The sequence below is a fragment of the Streptomyces sp. ISL-98 genome (assembly GCF_018614055.1).
Lineage (GTDB): Bacteria > Actinomycetota > Actinomycetes > Streptomycetales > Streptomycetaceae > Streptomyces > Streptomyces spiramyceticus.
In genome coordinates, this window is the sequence record NZ_JAGGPB010000043.1 from 15,983 (window position 1) to 33,016 (window position 17,034).

The window sequence follows — 17,034 nt, forward strand, 5'->3', positions numbered from 1 at the left end:
ACTCCTCCCGGGGCGGATTAACTGAGCCTTAAGCCAGCCTGAAGGCAGCCTTGCCCCGAACGCTTGGTGATCATGCGTGAGCGGTGGGTCACCGCAGGTCAGGCGGCCGACAGAGGGGGTGCGCTGCCCCCGGCATATGCCAAACAGCACCCCCGGACGGGGCGGTTCTGGGGGAGCGAATCCCCCGGAACGGCCCCGGAGGGGGTTCTGGGCGGCCATGATGGGGGACATGGCGGGGCTGGATGGTGTGGAACAGCCGCGGCCGCGCGGGAGCGCGACCGCCGCGCGATGGTCACCGGCCGTCGAGGACGAACAAGCGTTCAAGGCGCTGGAGTTGTTCGGAAATCCGACGGATGAAGAAGTCCGGCTGCCCTCCCGCCCCGAGTCCGCCGCCACCGCCCGTCGGCTCACGCACTGCGTGGTGCTCCGGCAGTGGGGCCTCTCCCCGCAGACTGCCGAGCATGCCGTGCTGCTCGTGTCGGAGCTCGTCGGCAACGCCGTGCGGCACACCGGCGCCCGCGTCTTCGGGCTGCGCATGCTGAGGCGGAGGGGCTGGATGAGGATCGAGGTGCGTGATCCCTCGCGGGGCCTGCCCTGTCTGATGCCCGTACATGAGATGGACACCAGCGGCCGGGGCCTCTTCCTCGTCGACAAACTGTCGGACCGATGGGGTGTGGACCTGCTCCCGCGCGGCAAGACGACGTGGTTCGAGATGCGCGTGTCGGAGCGCACCGCCGAGCACTGAGCGCTTGAACGGCCATGCATGCACGAAAGCCCCCTGCGTGCCTGGTGCGGCACTTCGGGGGCTTTTGTGGAGCGCCGTGGCATGGGGGTGTATCCACGGTCGCTTGTAATGACGACCTGGCCCGGGTCAATGGGGGTCGTGGGACCGACTATGGCAGACAGGTGAGCACGGCGCCAAAAGTCCTTAGCCATACAAATCTGTACATAATGCGTACTTCGGATCTGAATCGTAGGTGAGCTGGGCCACTCACCTGTCAAAGGCTGCATAAATATGAGACTTGGCGAGTGATTCATTGATCGCCGGGCCCGTCCGGCGGCCCGGCCCGACGACCCGTAGAGCATCAAATTGGGTCAATCATTACCTTCTGCTCCTATTCCCCCTTAAATAGGCGCGTGACATCGACAAGCCGCCGCAGCGCGCTGCGCGCGGGAGCAGGAGCGCTGGGGGCGGCCGTCGCGGACACGCTCGCCACCGGATGCGGCGCACCCGGAAGGACCGGGGGCGCCGCACCCCCCGCCCCGGCGAAACGGCCCGCAGCGCCCGCGGCCCCCCGTCGGGCCCCCGCTCCCCACCGCTTTCCCGGGCTGCCCGTCCAGATCACCAACGGCCCCCGCGACCGCCCACGGGTCGCCCTCACCTTCCACGGCCAGGGCGACCCGGCCACCGCCAAGGCCGTACTCGCCGAGGCCGAGCGGGCCGGCGCCCGCCTCACCGTCCTCGCGGTCGGCGGCTGGCTCGACACATATCCGCGGCTCGCGCGCCGCATCCTCGACGGCGGCCACGACCTCGGCAACCACACCCAGCGCCACCTCACCATCTCCGCCATGGGCGAGCGGGAGGCGTACGCCGAGATCACCGGCTGCGCCGACCGCCTGCGCCGGCTCACCGGCTCCATCGGCACCTGGTTCCGCCCGTCGCGCACCCAGTACGCCACCCCGCTCGTCCAGAAGCTGGCACGCCGGGCCGGCTACCCGCACGTCCTCTCGTACGACGTCGACTCCCTCGACTTCACCTCACCCGGTGCCCCGGCCGTCACCCGCAAGATCACCGGGGAGATCCGCAACGGATCCGTGGTGAGCCTGCACTTCGGCTACGCCGACACGGTCGCCGCCCTGCCCGCCCTCCTCGACGCACTCGACCGCCGCGGCCTGCGCGCGGTGACCACCACGGAGCTGCTGACCCGATGACCACGATCACTCGCCGTACGATCGCGCTGCTCGCCGGCGCCCTCCTCGCCGCCCTCGGGGGCTGCGCCGACCCCGCACCGAAGGGCCGGGCCGACGCGCTCGGCACCAACGGGGCCGCACCGCCCGCCAAGGTGAGAAAGGCCGTCCCGGCCGCACCGCCAGGACTGCCCGGCATGCCACCGGTGCTCGACCCGGACGACGTGTATGCGGCGGACCGGCCCAATCAGCTGTCGCCCGTCGTCAAGGACTTCCCGTCCCGGGTCTACGTCCCCAACACCAACTCCAACACGGTGTCGGTGATCGACCCCAGGACGTACAAGGTCATCAAGACCATCCCGGTCGGCGTCCAGCCCCAGCACGTCGTTCCCTCCTGGGACATGAAGACCCTGTGGGTCAACAACAACCGGGGCCACACCCTCACCCCGATCAACCCGGCCACCGGCGCCGTGGGCAAGCCCGTCGAGGTGCACGACCCGTACAACCTCTACTTCACGCCCAACGGCAAGCACGCCGTCGTCATGGCGTCGATGGACCGCGAGCTGGTCTTCCGCGACCCGCACACGATGAACCGGGTCAAGACCGAACCCGTCACCTGCGCGGGCGTCAATCACGCGGACTTCTCGGCCGACGGCCGGTACTTCATCGTCTCCTGCGAGTTCTCCGGCGAACTGCTCAAGGTCGACACCGAGAAGATGAAGGTCGTCGGGCAGCAGAAACTTCCGTTCCAGGGCGCGATGCCCCAGGACGTGAAGATCTCGCCCGACGGCAAGACGTTCTACATCGCCGACATGATGGCGCACGGCATGTGGGTCCTGGACGGGAAGAAGTTCACCACCCCGAGGCTGCTGCCCACGGGCAAGGGCTGCCACGGCCTCTACGTCAGCCGCGATTCCAAGGAGATGTACGTCTCCAACCGGGGCGAGGGCTCCATCTCCCTCTTCGACTTCAAGAAGAAAAGGCTGACCCAGAAGTGGCACCTGCCCGAGGGCGGCAGCCCCGACATGGGCGGGGTCTCGGCCGACGGCAAGGTGCTGTGGCTGTCGGGGCGTTACGACGACGAGGTGTACGCGATCGACACCACCACCGGCAAGCAGCTGGCCCGTATCCCGGTCGGCGGCGGCCCGCACGGCCTGGCCGTCTACCCGCAGCCGGGCCGCTACTCGCTCGGCCACACGGGCATCTTCCGCTGACCGGGCCCCGGAGCCGGAGGAGCTGACGGACCAGCCCCTCCGGCTCCGGGCGACCGGCTACCACATCACGGGCAGCCGCTCCGGCAGGCGTTTGATGAAGCCCGTACGCCACACCAGTTGCTCCGCCGGAACCGCCAGCCTCAGCCCCGGCAGCCGCTCCACGAGCACCGCCAGCGCCGCCTCGGCGTGAGCCCGGCCCAGGGCGGACGCCGGACAGAAGTGGCGGCCGCCGCCGAAGGCGAGGTGCGGGTTGTGCTCGCGGTCCAGGTTCAGGTTCTCGGGGTCCTCGAAGACCGCCGGGTCGAAGTTGGCGCCCTCGACCAGCACCAGGACCAGCTCACCCTTGCGGACGAGTACGTCGCCGAGCTGTACGTCGTCGAGAGCGATCCGGGGCAGCCCGTCGCCGATCGACAGGTTCCAGCGCAGCAACTCGTCGACCGCGCGCCCCATCCGGTCCGGATGATCCCGCAGATAGCCGATCAGCTCGGGACGCTGGAGCAGTGCGAGAACGGCGAGCACCAGAAAGGCGGACGTCGAGACCGCGCCCGCGCCGAACAGCGAGACGGCGACCGTGCCCAGGACCTCGTCCGTCAGGTGCTCAGAGCCCTCCTCGTCGCGCAGCGCCGCCAGCTGCCCGAGCAGGCCCGAGCGTTCGGCGACGGGCGCGTTGAGCCGCTGCACCATGTAGTCGACGTCCTTGTACCAGTTGAGCTGCGAGCCCTCGAAGGCGTGCGCACTGGTCATGAACGCGATGTCCAGGCTCGACATCAGCCGTGGCCAGTCCTCGAACGGCACCCCGAGCACCTTGCAGTGCAGCGCCGCCGAGAAGGGATCGGCGAAGCCCGCCCGGAGGTCGACCGGTGGCCCCCAGGCCAGCAGGTCGTCGATCAGCTTGTCGGCCGTGATGCCCAGCCAGTAGTGCAGCCCTTCGCCCGCACGCGGGTTGAGCGCCTTCATCACCGCCCCGCGCAGCCCGGCGCTGTTGATGTTCCCCATGTTGTTGACGACCTCGGGCGGGATGGTCAGCGCGTACTGGCGCGGCACACCGGGGGCTGCCGTGTCCTTGAGGCTGAACCGCTCGTCCTCCAGGACCTGTTTGGCCAGCGGATAACTGCTCACCAGCCACGCGCTGTCGCCGGTGAGCGTGCGCACCCGGGCCACCGGCTGCTGCTCGCGCAGCCAGGAACACTCCTCGGGGAGTACGTCGCCCCGCCGGGAGAACGGGAATTCAAGCAGCTCGTCGGAGATCATCCGCAGTCCTTCCGAAGGAGTCGGGCTTTACAACGGCATATGCCTGGTTACGGGCCGCCCGCAGACCGCCGCCCTTCGCGTAGAGGAGTTCTGTCAGCGGCAGCAGCAGGTGATAGCAGGAAACGGAGGTGGGCACGCCGAGAATTCCGGGAGTGTCCAGGAAGAAGGGAAGCTCCGCGGCGATGTAGTCCAGGCAGGCGGACCGCTGCTCGGCGGTCATGGATTGCCCGTCGGGAAGCTTCGTCGCCAGGAAGTGCTCCACCATCGCATCGCAGCTCTTGCTGAATTCGTCGTCCGTGGCGAGGAAGTGCCGGACGCGACGGTGCAGCAGTTCGTACACGGTATTGCCGGAGAACTCCGACAGCGCCCGCACACGGACGGTACTGCCCGGTGGTCCTGCCGCGTCGACCCCGCTCAGGACGCGTCGGCGGACCGCCTTGAGATCCTTGGCCGCGCGCCGGGCGGCATGTTCGCGGGTGTGACCGAGAGATGCGAACATCTCGGCGACGTGCAGATCGGCATAGACGAAATCCACTGCGGTGAATCGCTCGGTGGCCCACCGGGTGAGTTCCGTGATGCGCTTGGCGTTGAAATAACTGTTGCCCGGGGAAACCCCGATGAGGGCGTGATCGCCCTCGGCGCAGATGATTCGGCATTGGGGGGTGTAGGGCTGGATCGTGAATGCGTCGGTTGTGATCGTCACGTTTGGAAACGCCCTTGGCCGCCGCTAGTCCCGACGGAGCCCTGTGCTCCGGGTGTGGCGACGACGCCATGAAGTTATCGTCCGGCGGCGGAGAGTCACGAAGCCGACCCCCGTGTTTGGCGTGAACTAGGCGTACCTGGGCGCAAAATGAACTGTCGGGCGGCTGATAAAGGTTTACGGCAACACTATTTCAGTGGGCCACCATCAGCGCTTCCGAGCCCACGGGCCGGTAACCCGCCCGCTGGAAGGTGCGCACGCTACGGGCGTTGCCCGGCGGCTGCTGCGCCCAGACGACCGTGTCCGGCGTCAAGTGGCGTGCCGCCAGGGCGAGTCGGCCGCCGATGCCCCGGCCGCGTACCGCCTCGTCCACCTCGATCGCCGCCTCCCAGCGGCCGGCGATGCCCCGGCCCAGTATCAGCACGCCGCCGTCGGCGGACCACACCCGCACGTCGTGCCGGAACTTCATGGCCCGGGCCACGCGCGGGTGATCAGGGTCCTGGATTTCGAGCAGGTCGATGTCCGGGGCGCCCGGCAGGGCGTGCGCGCACGTCAGCAGGTCGATGGTGTCGTTCATCCGGCGGCCCGTGCGCTGCATCAGGGCCATCAGGAACGCCGGATTCATCGAAGCCGCCAGCGGGTCGCAGCGGGTGGCGGCCAGCGTGAACCGTACCCATTCGGGGTCCTCGTCCGTGAAGATCACCGAGTGGGCGGTGAAGGCCAGCACCCCGGCGTCCCGGCGGTTCGGCTGCGGGATCACGGTCGTGGAGCCGTCCGGCGCCGGGAAGTCGCCGTGCGCCGCCGCTGCCAGGATCGCTGCCAGTGCGTCGTCCGTCGCGTCAGTCATGTGTGCCATGCAGAGATCCAAGCATCCCGGCCCGGGCGCGTACCAGACACGATGGCCGGGCCGATAATCTGTTCGCGTACTGACAGCATCAGAAGGGGTGGATCCAGTGGCGGACATCGAGTCGGCGCGCAAGGCTTTCGCACGGTACGACGTCAACGGGGACGGGCTGATCTCTGCGGCCGAGTACAAGAGCGTCATGGCGCAGCTTGGTGACCCCTACGTCACCGAGACGGTGGCCCAGGCCGTGATCAACTCCCACGACAGCAACGGCGACGGCAAGCTCACCTTCGACGAGTTCTGGGCGATCCAGAACAAGGGCTGAACCAGGGCTGACGCTCTCGTCGCCTCCCGCGACGTACGGGTCCGGAACTCACCCGGCGGTGGTGGGCTCCGGACCCGTTCGCGTACTCGCCCTGCCCGCCGCCATGTCCGCGAGCTCCACCTGCGCCGCTTCGAGCCAGCCGATCCGGAACTTCTCCAGATCGATTCCGGCGCGCAGGACGAGATGGCGCAAACGGTCGCTCTCGCTGTCCCTGCCGTCGCCGAAGTCGCGCTCCTCGATCGCCGTGTACTCCGCCAACTGCGCCCGGTGCAGCGCCAGATGGCGGCGTACCTCCTCCTCGAGTCCCCGCGCGCCCACCACGCCCGCCGCGCGCAGGCGCAGCGCGAGTGCGTCACGGACGGGCTTGGGGTCCTCGCTCTTCGCCACCCACTCGGCCAGCTCGGCGCGGCCCGCGGGCAGCACCTCGTACTCCTTCTTCTGGCCCCGCGTGGGCTGCTGCTGGGGCAGGGCGCGGATGGCACCGGACTGCTCCAGCTTGCCCAGCTCGCGGTAGATCTGCTGATGCGTGGACGGCCAGAAGTAGCCGATGGACTTGTCGAACCTGCGGGTCAGTTCCAGCCCCGACGACGGCTTTTCGAGCAGGGCGGTGAGGATCGCGTACGGGAGGGACATGACCGCATCCTAGGTAGTCACAGTGCCGCGGCGAGTTCCGTTCCCTGCCGGATCGCGCGCTTGGCGTCCAGCTCGGCGGCGACATCGGCGCCGCCGATCAGGTGCACCGGCTGCCCGGCGGCGACCAGCGCGTCGTACAGCTCGCGGCGCGGCTCCTGCCCGGTGCACAGGACGACCGTGTCGACGGGGATGAGCTGCTGCTCGCCGTCGACCGTGACATGCAGTCCCGCGTCGTCGATACGGTCGTACGCCGCGCCCGCGACCGTGGTGACACCGCGGTGCTTGAGCTCGGTGCGGTGGATCCAGCCGGTGGTCTTGCCGAGGCCGGCGCCGACCTTGGTCGCCTTGCGCTGGAGCAGGTGGACGGTACGCGGCGGCGCGGAGCGGTCGGGCTTGCGGAGACCGCCGGGGGAGCGGTAGTCGGTGTCGACGCCCCACTGGCGGAAGTACACCTCGGGGTTCTGGCTCGCGCCCTCGCCCTCGTCGGTCAGGAACTCCGCGACGTCGAAGCCGATACCGCCCGCGCCGATGATCGCGACGCGCTCGCCGACGGGTGCGCCGTCGCGCAGGACGTCGAGGTAGCTGAGCACGCTGGGGTGGTCGATGCCGGGGATGTCCGGGGTGCGCGGGGTGACTCCGGTGGCCAGCACGATCTCGTCGTACCCGCCCGCCGAGAGCTCGTCGGCCGTGACCGGGGTGTTCAGCCGGACGTCCACGCCGTGCGCTTCGAGCTGCGTACGGAAGTAGCGGATCGTCTCGTCGAACTCCTCCTTGCCGGGGATCCGGCGGGCCACATTGAGCTGACCGCCGATCGCGTCGGCGGCGTCGAAGAGTGTGACCTCGTGCCCGCGCCCGGCGGCCGAGACGGCGAAGGCGAGCCCGGCCGGGCCCGCGCCGACCACGGCGATGCGACGGCGCAGGCGGGTGGGGGAGAGGAGCAGCTCGGTCTCGTGGCACGCGCGCGGGTTCACCAGGCAGGAGGTGATCTTGCCGCTGAAGGTGTGGTCCAGGCAGGCCTGGTTGCAGCCGATGCAGGTGTTGATCGTGTCGCTGCGGCCCGCCTGCGTCTTGGCGACGAAGTCCGGGTCGGCGAGGAACGGCCGGGCCATCGACACCATGTCCGCGCGGCCCTCGGCGAGCAACTGCTCGGCGACCTCGGGGGTGTTGATGCGGTTGCTGGTGATCAGCGGCACGGAGACCGAGCCCATGACCTTCTTGGTCACCCAGCTGTACGCGCCGCGCGGCACCGACGTCGCGATGGTGGGGATGCGGGCCTCGTGCCAGCCGATGCCGGTGTTGATGATCGTCGCGCCGGCCGCCTCGATCTGCTTGGCGAGCGAGACGACCTCTTCCAGCGACGATCCGCCCGGGACCAGGTCGAGCATCGAGAGCCGGTAGATCAGGATGAAGTCGGGGCCGACCCGCTCGCGCACCCGGCGGACGATCTCCAGCGGGAAGCGGGTGCGGTTCTCGTACGTGCCGCCCCACCGGTCGTCGCGGTGGTTGGTCGCGCTCGCGATGAACTCATTGATCAGGTAGCCCTCGGAGCCCATGATCTCCACGCCGTCGTACCCGGCGAGCTTCGCGAGACCCGCCGCCCGTACGAAGTCCTCGACGGTCTGCTCGACCTGGGCGTCGGTGAGGGCGTTGGGCACGAAGGGGCTGATCGGCGCCTGGATCGCGCTGGGTGCGACCAGGTCCTTGTGGTACGCGTACCGGCCGAAGTGCAGGATCTGCATCGCGATCCGACCGCCCGCCGCGTGCACGGCGTCGGTGACGGTGCGGTGCTGCGCGGCCTCAGCCTCGGTGGTGAGCTTGGCCCCGCCCTCGTACGGCCGGCCCTCGTCGTTGGGGGCGATGCCGCCGGTGACGATGAGGCCCACGCCGCCGCGGGCGCGCTCGGCGTAGAACGCGGCCATGCGCTCGAAGCCGCGCTCGGCCTCTTCGAGCCCGACGTGCATCGATCCCATCAGCACGCGGTTGGGGAGGGTCGTGAAGCCGAGGTCGAGGGGGCTCAGCAGATGGGGGTACGCACTCTTCGGGCTCATGGAGGCATTTCTAGACCACCGGAGATGGCTTATGCAACAAGTTGCATAACGGAGAGAGGGGCATCACAGCGGCCGTGTCATCGCGGCGTCACAGCGCGCTGTAGACGGCCTCGACCAGCGCCATCTTGCGCGGGTCGTCGGCGATGTTCGGCCCCATGCGGTTCATGACGTATCCCATGCTGATGTCCGCCTCCGGGTCGGCGAGCCCGCAGGAGCCGCCGTAACCGTCGTGCCCGAAGGCGCGCGGGTTGGGGCCGTACGAGCCGTTCGGCCCGCTCAGCCACAGGCCGAGCCCGAGCTCTGTGTCATGACCGAAGCCCACGCCCAGCACCAGGTCGCGGCAGCTGCCCTGGCCCTCCCGGATTCGCTCGGTGGCCTCGGGGGACAGGACGCGGTGCTCGCCGGAGCGGCCCTGTCGGGCGAAGATCCCGTACAGGGCGGCGACGGCGCGGGCGGTGCCGTGGCCGTTGGCGGCGGGGATCTGGGCGGCCCGCCAGGCGGGGGTGTTGGCCTCGGTGACGCCGGGGCCCGGGTTGAGGAGCGAGGCGAGCGCGAGCGGGGTCAGCTGGGCGAAGAGCGCCGCCTGTTCGCTGGTCGGCGTGGTAGGCGGATGCACCAGCTCGGCGGCCCGCCCCGCGTCCTTCACTGGCAGCCCGATGGTGAAGTCGATGCCGAGCGGCCCCGTGACCTCCTGGTGCAGGAACTCGCCGGGGAGCAGACCCGTGATGCGCCGGACCACCTCGCCGACCAGGAAGCCGTACGTGATCGTGTGATAGCCGGACTGCGTGCCCGGTTCCCACCAGGGCTCGGTCGCCGCCAGCCGTGCGCATGTCAGCTCCCAGTCGTACAGCTCGGCGAGGGTGTGCGGCTCGCGCAGCCCGGCCAGGCCCGCGCGGTGCGAGAGGAGATGGCGTACGGGAATGGCCGCCTTGCCGGCCTCGGCGAACTCCGGCCAGTACGCCGCGACCGGGGCGTCGAGGTCGAGCAGGCCCCGGTCGGCGAGCAGATGCGCGCACAGCGCCGTCGGCCCCTTGGTCGTCGACCAGACATTGACCAGGGTTTCCCGCTCCCACGGGCGGCTGCGGGCCTCGTCGGCCCAGCCGCCCCACAGGTCGACCACGGTCTCCCCGCCGGCCAGCACGGTCACGGCCGCGCCCAGTTCGCCGCGTTGCCGGAAGTTTTCCTTGAAGGCGGCGCGGACCGCGGAGAACCGGTCGTCGCAGTGGCCGTGGATCACGGGGCCCTCCAGGCGGCAGCAGTCGGTACGGTTGCCAGGAACGTACCGACTGGTCGGACTGGGCGGAAGACGCCATGCGCGGCCAACCGGGCTGTCCGTGCCGGAAACCCGGCACGGACAGCTCAGCGGCGTATCAAACGGCTCCTCGGACGCCTACTGAGACGGTTCTCAGATGTTGACGCCGAAGTCCGTCGCGATGCCGCGCAGGCCAGAGGCATAGCCCTGGCCGACGGCGCGGAACTTCCACTCGGGGCCATTGCGGTAGAGCTCGCCGAAGACCATGGCCGTCTCGGTCGAGGCGTCCTCGGAGAGGTCGTATCGCGCGAGCTCGTTGCTGTCCGCCTGGTTGATCACGCGGATGAAGGCGTTGCGGACCTGGCCGAAGCTCTGGCCGCGGCTGTCACCCTCGTGGATCGAGACCGGGAAGACGATCTTGTCGACCTCGGCGGGCACCGTCGAGAGGCTGACCTTGATCTGCTCGTCGTCACCCTCGCCCGCACCGGTGAGGTTGTCACCGGTGTGCTCGACCGACCCGTCGGGGCTCTTGAGGTTGTTGAAGAAAACGAAGTGCTGGTCGGACACGACCTTGCTGTTGACATCGAGCAGCAGGGCGCTGGCATCGAGGTCGAAGTCGGTCCCGGTAGTGCTGCGTACGTCCCAGCCGAGGCCCACCGTGACGGCGGTCAGGCCGGGGGCTTCCTTGGAGAGCGAGACGTTGCCGCCCTTGGAGAGACTGACACCCATGAAGATCCCTGCTCAATCCGGCGCGGGCCGCGCCCTTTGACATCTCTTTGCCCAACCCGCCAACGGTTGCGCGGCCCGCTCAGTTCCCGGGAATCGTCCGAATGGCCCCTTTGGGCTTCCCCCTGGACCTCCCGCGCAGACCGATGCTCAGGTGGCGACCGGGATGAAGAGTTCCGGGCGGTCCCACATCACGGCGGGCGGATGGGCGGGCACGGTCCCCGTCCGCTCGGCGCCGACGCTGCGGTAGAAGCCCTCGGCGGGCGGGTGCGAGACCACGCGCACGCCGGTCAGCCCGGCCGCCGCCGCCTCGCCCAGCATGTGCTCGACGAGGAGGCGGCCGATGCCGAGGCCCTGGGCGGAGTCGGCGACGAACAGCAGGTCGAGCTCCGGCGGGTCGAGCATCAGGGCGTAGAAGCCGAGCAGCCGGCCGTCCTGGCCCACGGCCGCGAAGACCCGGTGCGTCTCGATGTAGTCGGGCCCCACGCGGTAGGCCGCGACCATCGGGGCGTACGGGCCCTCGTATGCACGGGAGTTACGCACGAGCTTGGTGAGCCGCTTCGCGTCCCGGGCGGTCGCCCGCCGGATCAGCGTCTCCGTAATGTGCGCAGTCATGCAGAGAGTATTACTCAGGTGCGTGGGGGTCGCCAGCGGGCCTGGTTCCGACGACGACGGTCGCGTACAGCTCGTCGGAGGTGACCACCCGCGGGATCAGCCCGTTCCCGGCGAACGTTTCGACGGTCACCGGCGCCTGGCGCTCGCTCGTCTCGACCAGCAGGTGCCCGCCTGGCGCAAGCCACTGCGCCGCCGCCGCGGCCACCCGCCGCTGCACGTCCAGCCCGTCCAAGCCGCCGTCGAGTGCCACCCGCGCCTCGTGGATGCGGGCCTCCGCGGGCAGCAGGCCGATCTCCTCGGTGGGAACGTACGGCGTATTGGCGAGGAGTACGTCGACGCGGCCCCGCAGCGCGTCGGGCAGCGGCTCGTAGAGGTCGCCCTCGTACACCTGGCCGTCGACCGCGCCGACATTGCGGCGGGCGCACCGCACCGCTGCCGGGTCGATGTCGGCGGCGTGCAGCTCGGCCCCTTCCAGGGCCGTGGCCAGCGCGGCGCCCAATGCGCCCGAGCCGCAGCACAGGTCGACGACGACAGCCCCGGGACGGGCGAGGGCGGCCGCTTCGGCGACGAGGAACTCGGTGCGGCGGCGAGGCACGAACACCCCGGCGTCCACGGCGATCCGCAGGCCGCAGAACTCGGCCCAGCCGATGACGTGCTCAAGCGGCAGGCCGACGACGCGGCGCTCCACCATGGCGGCGAGGGCGTCCGGGCTCTGAGCTGCGGAGATGAGCAACTCCGCCTCGTCCTCGGCGAATACACAGCCGGCGGCCCTGAGCCTGGTGACGACAGTGGACGGAGACAGAGCAGAGGAAAGGGAAGAACACACAGAACGAGATGACGGTGAGACTGACACGGGAGCCTTTCGGGACACCTGTGGGGCTCCCTCGGTCACCTACGTCCAGTGGACCGTACGGCCGTGAAGGGGGAGCACCCGACCTGATACAGCGGTAATCGGTCCCACCTCCTCCGGTATGCGTCCCCTGCTGAGGACGACCGCAACATTACATGATCATGATGATCGAAAGTTAGGGATGCGGCTGCTCTTTGTGCACTGCGCCGTTCAACAAGCCGCTTCTACGGTCCTTCCATGCTCTCGGCTACCGCCGCGTCAACGGCCACCACCAGCTCGTACGTCACTTCCATCGCAGACTCCCAGGAGCAGATACGGGCCGCACAGCGGCTCCGGTACCTGGTCTTCGGCGAGGAGATGGGCGCCACCCTCGACTCGCCCCTGCCCGGTCACGACATCGACGCCTTCGACGACCTCGTGGACCACCTGATCGTCACCGACACCACGACCGGCGACGTGGTCGGCACCTACCGGCTGCTTCCGCCGGGGCGGGCCGAAAAGTCCTACTCCGACAGCGAATTCGACCTGCGGTCACTCGACGGGCTCCGGCCGTCCATGATCGAGGCGGGGCGTTCCTGCGTACACCCGGACCACCGCTCGGGCGCGGTGATCAACCTCATGTGGTCCGCGCTCGCCCGCTACGTCCTGCTCTCCGGCCACCGCTACCTGGCCGGCTGCGCCTCCGTACCCCTGTCCGACGGCGGCAGGGCGGCCTCCAGCGCCTGGCTCCTCGGTACGTCGAAGCACGCATCGCCGCCCGAGCTGCGGGTGCACCCGCGCAGGCCCTGGATGCCCGCCGAGCTGACGACGGAACGCCCCAGTTACGCCGACCTGCCTCCGCTGCTGCGCGGGTACCTCCGGCTCGGCGCGTGGATGTGCGGTGCGCCCACCCACGACCCGGAATTCGACGTCGCCGACTTCTTCGTACTCCTGGACATGGACCGCCTCGGCGACCGCTACCGCCGCTACTTCCTCGGCGAGACGGCGGGGGAGACGCCCGGAGGGACGCGGTGAACCCCTGGGCCGTGGACGAGGGGTGCACGCCCGTCTGCGCCACTCATGCGCTGCCGCCGGTTTCGCCGGCCGAAGCCGCGCGCCGGTGCGCCGCGCTGACGTATGTGATCGCGCGGGGCATGTCGAAGGGGCGGCGCATCGCCGAGCCCCGGGAACTGCGCGCCCAGGCCCTGGGCATGCTCGACGCCCTGGGCGTACGGCTGGAAACGGGCGCGGGGGAAGGGCCCGGGCCGCTGAGTGTGAACGGCTTCGGCACCCTGGTCGTCGCCAACCACATCTCCTGGCTCGACGTCGTGGCCCTCCTGGCCGTGGAGCCGGTCCTGCCCCTGGCCAAGCGGGAAGTGGCGCGGTGGCCGGTCATCGGCACGCTGGCACGGCGCGTCGGTGCGCCCTTCATCGACCGCGAGCGGATGCGACAGCTCCCGTACGCCGTAGCGGACTTGGCGGCCACCTTGCGCTCCGGCCGCTCCGTGCTCGTCTTCCCTCAGGCGACGACCTGGTGCTCCGCGCCCGGCGGCCGTTTCAGGCGGGCCACCTTCCAGGCCGCGGCCGACGCGGGGGCGCCCGTACGGCCGGTCACGGTCGGCTACTACCAAGGCGGCGCCCCCAGTACGGTCGCCGCCTTCCTCGGCGACGAGGACTTCACCACCTCGCTGCGCCGCGTGGCCTCCGCGCGTGACCTGACCGTACGGGTCACCGCTTACCCCGCCCTGTGGGGCTCCGACCGGCGGCAACTGGCCGCCGACGCACGGGCGGCCGTCTGCGCGTCGGGGCCGCCCGCCCATGTCCGGGCGGCCGTCACGCGGTACGCGTCGTCGCGCGACGCCACGCCGTCTCGCGCAGCAGGCGCAGGCCGTTGAGGCCGACGATGACGGTGGAGCCCTCGTGGCCCGCCACACCCAACGGCAGAGGCAGGTGACCCGCCAGGTCCCAGATCACCAGACCGGTGATGAACACCGAGGCGATGACCAGGTTCTGTACGACGAGCCGCCGGGCGTCGCGCGAGAGCCGGATCGCGGCCGGAACGGTGGCCAGTTCGTCGCGTACGACCACCGCGTCGGCCGTCTCCAGGGCGAGGTCGGAACCGGCGCGGCCCATGGCGATGCCGGTGTGGGCCGAGGCCAGGGCGGGCGCGTCATTGACGCCGTCGCCGACCACCAGGACCTTGCGTCCGGCCCGTTGCAGCTCCTGCACGGCTGCGGCCTTGTCCTGGGGGAGCAGCCCGGCGCGTACATCCGTGATGCCCACCTTGGCGGCCAGGGCCGCCGCGGAGCGCGGATTGTCGCCGGTGATCAGCAGGGGTGCGCTGCCCGTCAGCTCGGTGAGCGCACGAAGCGTGGCGGCGGCGTCGGGGCGCAGCCGGTCGGCGATGCCGAGTACGCCCACGGGTACGCCGTCGCTGACGACGAGCACGGCGGTGCGCCCGGCGTCCTCCAGCTCGGCGACCAGTGAGATCAGTGCGACCAGTTCTGCCGGTGATACGGCCTGCGGGTCGTCGTACCCCTCCAGCAGCCGGGCCGGGCTTCCGACCGCTACGCGTGCGCCCCCGACGGTGGCGGTGACTCCGGTGCCCGGCGCGGACGCGAAGTCCTGTGCGTCGGCGAGGTGCAGGCCCCGGGTGCGGGCGGCGTCCCCGACGGCGCGCGCGAGGGGATGTTCGCTGGGGTGCTCGGCGGATGCGGCGAGCGTGAGCAGCGCGTCCTCGGTGAGTCCGGACGCGGGCAGCGCGCGGATGTCGGTGACATGGGGGGTGCCCTGGGTCAGGGTGCCTGTCTTGTCGAGGGCGACGGTGTCGACCTGGCCGAGCCGGTCCATGACCACGGCGGATTTGACGAGTACGCCGTGGCGGCCCGCGTTGGCCATGGCGGACAACAGTGGCGGCATGGTGGCGAGGACGATCGCGCACGGCGAGGCCACGATCATGAAGGTCATGGCCCGCAGCAGGCTGTCGGTGATGCCGGAGCCGAAGGCAAGGGGTACGGCGAAGACGGCGAGTGTGGCGGCGACCATGCCCACCGAGTAGCGCTGTTCGACCTTCTCGATGAACAGCTGGGTCGGCGCCTTGGTCTCGGACGCTTCCTCGACCATGGCGACGATACGGGCGATGACCGAGTCGGACGCGTCGCGCTCCACCCGGACCCGCAGGGCGCCGGTGCCGTTGAGCGTCCCGGCGAAGACCTCGTCGCCGCTCTCCTTCGGTACGGGCAGGGGCTCGCCGGTGATGGTGGCCTGGTCGACCTCGCTTGTCCCGTCCAGCACCCGGCCGTCGGCGCCGACGCGTTCGCCGGGGCGTACGAGGATCGTGTCGCCCACGACGAGGCTGCCGGCGGGCACCGTCTCCTCGACCGCATCGCCGCCTTCGCCGCGCACCAGGGTCGCGGTCTCCGGCGCGAGGTCGAGCAGTCCGCGTACGGAGTCGGCCGTACGGGCGGTGGCCAGCGCCTCCAGGGCGCCGGAACCGGCGAAGATCACGATCAGCAGCGCGCCGTCCATCACCTGGCCGATCGAGGCCGCGCCCAGGGCGGCGACGATCATCAGCAGATCGACGTCGAGGGTCTTTTCGCGCAGGGCCTGAAGCCCGGCCCAGGCCGGCTCCCAGCCGCCGCTGACGTACGCGGCGGCGTACACCGCACCCCACGCCCAGGCGGGAATGCCGGACAGCTGAAGCGTCAGCGCAAGAAGGAAGAGTCCGAGGGCGGCGGCGGCCCAGCGGGCCTCGGCCAGTGCGAAGACACGCGTCCGTCGTACGGGCACGGCGGCGCCGCGGCCCGCCTGTTCGGAGACGGACCGCTCGGTGAGGAGGGAAGACATGCCGGACACCATACAGGAATGAATGAACAGATCTTCATGCTTCGTCGGTAGGATGGCGGACATGGGCCACGGAGTCGACGACAAGAGCACCGCCACCACCCGCGAACGCCTCGACGCCGTGGGCATGTCCGACGTCGCCGCGACCCTCCAGGCGCTGGCCACCCCCTCGCGGCTGAGGATCCTCGCCCGCCTCCAGGAAGGCCCGTGCGCGGCCGGCGAACTGGCCGAAGCCGTCGGCATGGAACAGTCCGCCTGCTCCCACCAGTTGCGCCTGCTCCGCAATCTCGGCCTGGTCGCCGGAGAGCGGCGCGGCCGCTCGATCGTCTACGCCCTGTACGACCACCACGTCGCCGAACTGCTCGACCAGGCCCTGTTCCACGTCGAGCACCTGAGGCTCGGCCTGAGTGACGCCCCACCGGCTGACTCGCCTCGCGCGCTCTGAATCGCCTTGCGCACTCGCCTCGCGCACCACGCGCGCGCACACTTGAAAAAGGGGTCCGTCCAGCCCGTACGGCAGCAGACGGAAGGAGACTGCGCATGCATCCCGTCGCTCTCGCCGGTGCCGCAGCAGGACGTCTCGCCCACTACGCGGTGTCCGGAGTAGTGGGCGGCCTGATCATCCGAGGGGCCTCCAAGCGCCTCCCCGAAGCGAAACCGGCCGCACGCAAAGCGCTCGTCGGCGGCATAGCCGGCGGAATCGTCGCGGGCCGCTGGCTGGCCTCGGCCGCCGAAGAGGCCCGGCTCAAGGCGGGTGACATGCTCGCCGAGGCCCGGACCACACTGGGTGAAGAGGCGCCGCCGCCCTCCGCCGTCAGCGTCGACGACCACGGACACGAGCACTGA

Annotated in this window: 18 protein-coding genes; 8 read left to right on the forward strand and 10 right to left on the reverse strand. The window is 70.2% G+C overall.

Annotation, left to right across the window (positions count from 1 at the left end):
* The first annotated feature begins 217 nt into the window (after positions 1-217).
* The 3 genes from J7I98_RS27155 to J7I98_RS27165 all read left to right on the forward strand — a co-directional run bounded on the left by J7I98_RS27155 (position 218) and on the right by J7I98_RS27165 (position 3,122).
* Positions 218-745 (forward strand): ATP-binding protein, encoded by a 528-nt coding sequence (locus tag J7I98_RS27155; protein WP_214927338.1) that lies wholly within the window; start codon positions 218-220, stop codon positions 743-745.
* A gap of 392 nt (positions 746-1,137) precedes the next feature.
* Positions 1,138-1,932 carry a polysaccharide deacetylase family protein gene (locus J7I98_RS27160; RefSeq protein WP_214927340.1) on the forward strand — a complete coding sequence of 265 codons (795 nt, stop codon included), beginning with the start codon at positions 1,138-1,140 and terminating at the stop codon, positions 1,930-1,932.
* Positions 1,929-3,122: a YncE family protein gene (locus tag J7I98_RS27165; protein ID WP_214927342.1), complete on the forward strand. Its 1,194-nt coding sequence runs from the start codon at positions 1,929-1,931 to the stop codon at positions 3,120-3,122. The genes J7I98_RS27160 and J7I98_RS27165 overlap by 4 nt, the downstream gene beginning before the upstream one ends.
* A 57-nt stretch (positions 3,123-3,179) precedes the next feature.
* Here the strand turns inward: J7I98_RS27165 and J7I98_RS27170 are convergent, their stop codons facing one another.
* The 3 genes from J7I98_RS27170 to J7I98_RS27180 all read right to left on the reverse strand — a co-directional run bounded on the left by J7I98_RS27170 (position 3,180) and on the right by J7I98_RS27180 (position 5,929).
* Positions 3,180-4,373: a cytochrome P450 gene (locus J7I98_RS27170; protein WP_214927344.1), complete on the reverse strand. Its 1,194-nt coding sequence runs from the start codon at positions 4,371-4,373 to the stop codon at positions 3,180-3,182.
* A complete protein-coding gene (locus tag J7I98_RS27175) occupies positions 4,351-5,076 on the reverse strand; it encodes a tRNA-dependent cyclodipeptide synthase (RefSeq protein ID WP_214927351.1) in 726 nt (241 codons plus the stop codon). Before J7I98_RS27175 ends, J7I98_RS27170 begins: the two co-directional genes overlap by 23 nt.
* A gap of 190 nt (positions 5,077-5,266) precedes the next feature.
* A complete protein-coding gene (locus J7I98_RS27180; RefSeq protein ID WP_374225177.1) occupies positions 5,267-5,929 on the reverse strand; it encodes a GNAT family N-acetyltransferase in 663 nt (220 codons plus the stop codon).
* Between the two features lie 97 nt (positions 5,930-6,026).
* Here J7I98_RS27180 and J7I98_RS27185 point away from each other — a divergent pair, with 97 nt between their 5' ends.
* A complete protein-coding gene (locus tag J7I98_RS27185) occupies positions 6,027-6,242 on the forward strand; it encodes an EF-hand domain-containing protein (RefSeq protein WP_214927354.1) in 216 nt (71 codons plus the stop codon).
* Between the two features lie 48 nt (positions 6,243-6,290).
* On the opposite strand, the gene J7I98_RS27190 is transcribed toward J7I98_RS27185, so the two are convergent.
* The 6 genes from J7I98_RS27190 to J7I98_RS27215 form a co-directional block, all read right to left on the reverse strand.
* Positions 6,291-6,875 carry a PadR family transcriptional regulator gene (locus J7I98_RS27190; protein WP_214927367.1) on the reverse strand — a complete coding sequence of 195 codons (585 nt, stop codon included), beginning with the start codon at positions 6,873-6,875 and terminating at the stop codon, positions 6,291-6,293.
* 17 nt (positions 6,876-6,892) lie between these two features.
* The gene (locus J7I98_RS27195) at positions 6,893-8,923 is read right to left on the reverse strand and encodes an NADPH-dependent 2,4-dienoyl-CoA reductase (protein ID WP_214927368.1); all 2,031 of its coding nucleotides are present in this window, start codon (positions 8,921-8,923) and stop codon (positions 6,893-6,895) included.
* Positions 8,924-9,011: 88 nt separating this feature from the next.
* A complete protein-coding gene (locus tag J7I98_RS27200) occupies positions 9,012-10,160 on the reverse strand; it encodes a serine hydrolase domain-containing protein (RefSeq protein WP_308377959.1) in 1,149 nt (382 codons plus the stop codon).
* Positions 10,161-10,328: 168 nt separating this feature from the next.
* A complete protein-coding gene (locus tag J7I98_RS27205) occupies positions 10,329-10,904 on the reverse strand; it encodes a TerD family protein (RefSeq protein WP_214927370.1) in 576 nt (191 codons plus the stop codon).
* A gap of 147 nt (positions 10,905-11,051) precedes the next feature.
* Positions 11,052-11,516 carry a GNAT family N-acetyltransferase gene (locus J7I98_RS27210; protein WP_214927372.1) on the reverse strand — a complete coding sequence of 155 codons (465 nt, stop codon included), beginning with the start codon at positions 11,514-11,516 and terminating at the stop codon, positions 11,052-11,054.
* Between the two features lie 10 nt (positions 11,517-11,526).
* Positions 11,527-12,342: a putative protein N(5)-glutamine methyltransferase gene (locus J7I98_RS27215; protein ID WP_214927374.1), complete on the reverse strand. Its 816-nt coding sequence runs from the start codon at positions 12,340-12,342 to the stop codon at positions 11,527-11,529.
* Between the two features lie 261 nt (positions 12,343-12,603).
* Here J7I98_RS27215 and J7I98_RS27220 point away from each other — a divergent pair, with 261 nt between their 5' ends.
* Together J7I98_RS27220 and J7I98_RS27225 are read left to right on the forward strand one after the other, a co-directional pair.
* Positions 12,604-13,380: a GNAT family N-acetyltransferase gene (locus tag J7I98_RS27220; protein ID WP_214927376.1), complete on the forward strand. Its 777-nt coding sequence runs from the start codon at positions 12,604-12,606 to the stop codon at positions 13,378-13,380.
* Positions 13,377-14,240, forward strand: a complete 864-nt coding sequence (locus tag J7I98_RS27225) for a lysophospholipid acyltransferase family protein (RefSeq protein WP_308377960.1) — start codon at positions 13,377-13,379, stop codon at positions 14,238-14,240. The genes J7I98_RS27220 and J7I98_RS27225 overlap by 4 nt, the downstream gene beginning before the upstream one ends.
* On the opposite strand, the gene J7I98_RS27230 is transcribed toward J7I98_RS27225, so the two are convergent.
* On the reverse strand, positions 14,179-16,191 hold the full coding sequence (locus J7I98_RS27230) for a heavy metal translocating P-type ATPase (RefSeq protein ID WP_214927378.1): 2,013 nt from the start codon (positions 16,189-16,191) through the stop codon (positions 14,179-14,181). The genes J7I98_RS27225 and J7I98_RS27230 overlap by 62 nt on opposite strands.
* 61 nt (positions 16,192-16,252) lie before the next feature.
* On the opposite strand from J7I98_RS27230, the gene J7I98_RS27235 reads away from it, so the two are divergent.
* The gene (locus J7I98_RS27235) at positions 16,253-16,633 is read left to right on the forward strand and encodes a metalloregulator ArsR/SmtB family transcription factor (RefSeq protein WP_214927380.1); all 381 of its coding nucleotides are present in this window, start codon (positions 16,253-16,255) and stop codon (positions 16,631-16,633) included.
* Between the two features lie 95 nt (positions 16,634-16,728).
* On the forward strand, positions 16,729-17,034 hold the full coding sequence (locus J7I98_RS27240) for a DUF1490 family protein (protein ID WP_214927382.1): 306 nt from the start codon (positions 16,729-16,731) through the stop codon (positions 17,032-17,034).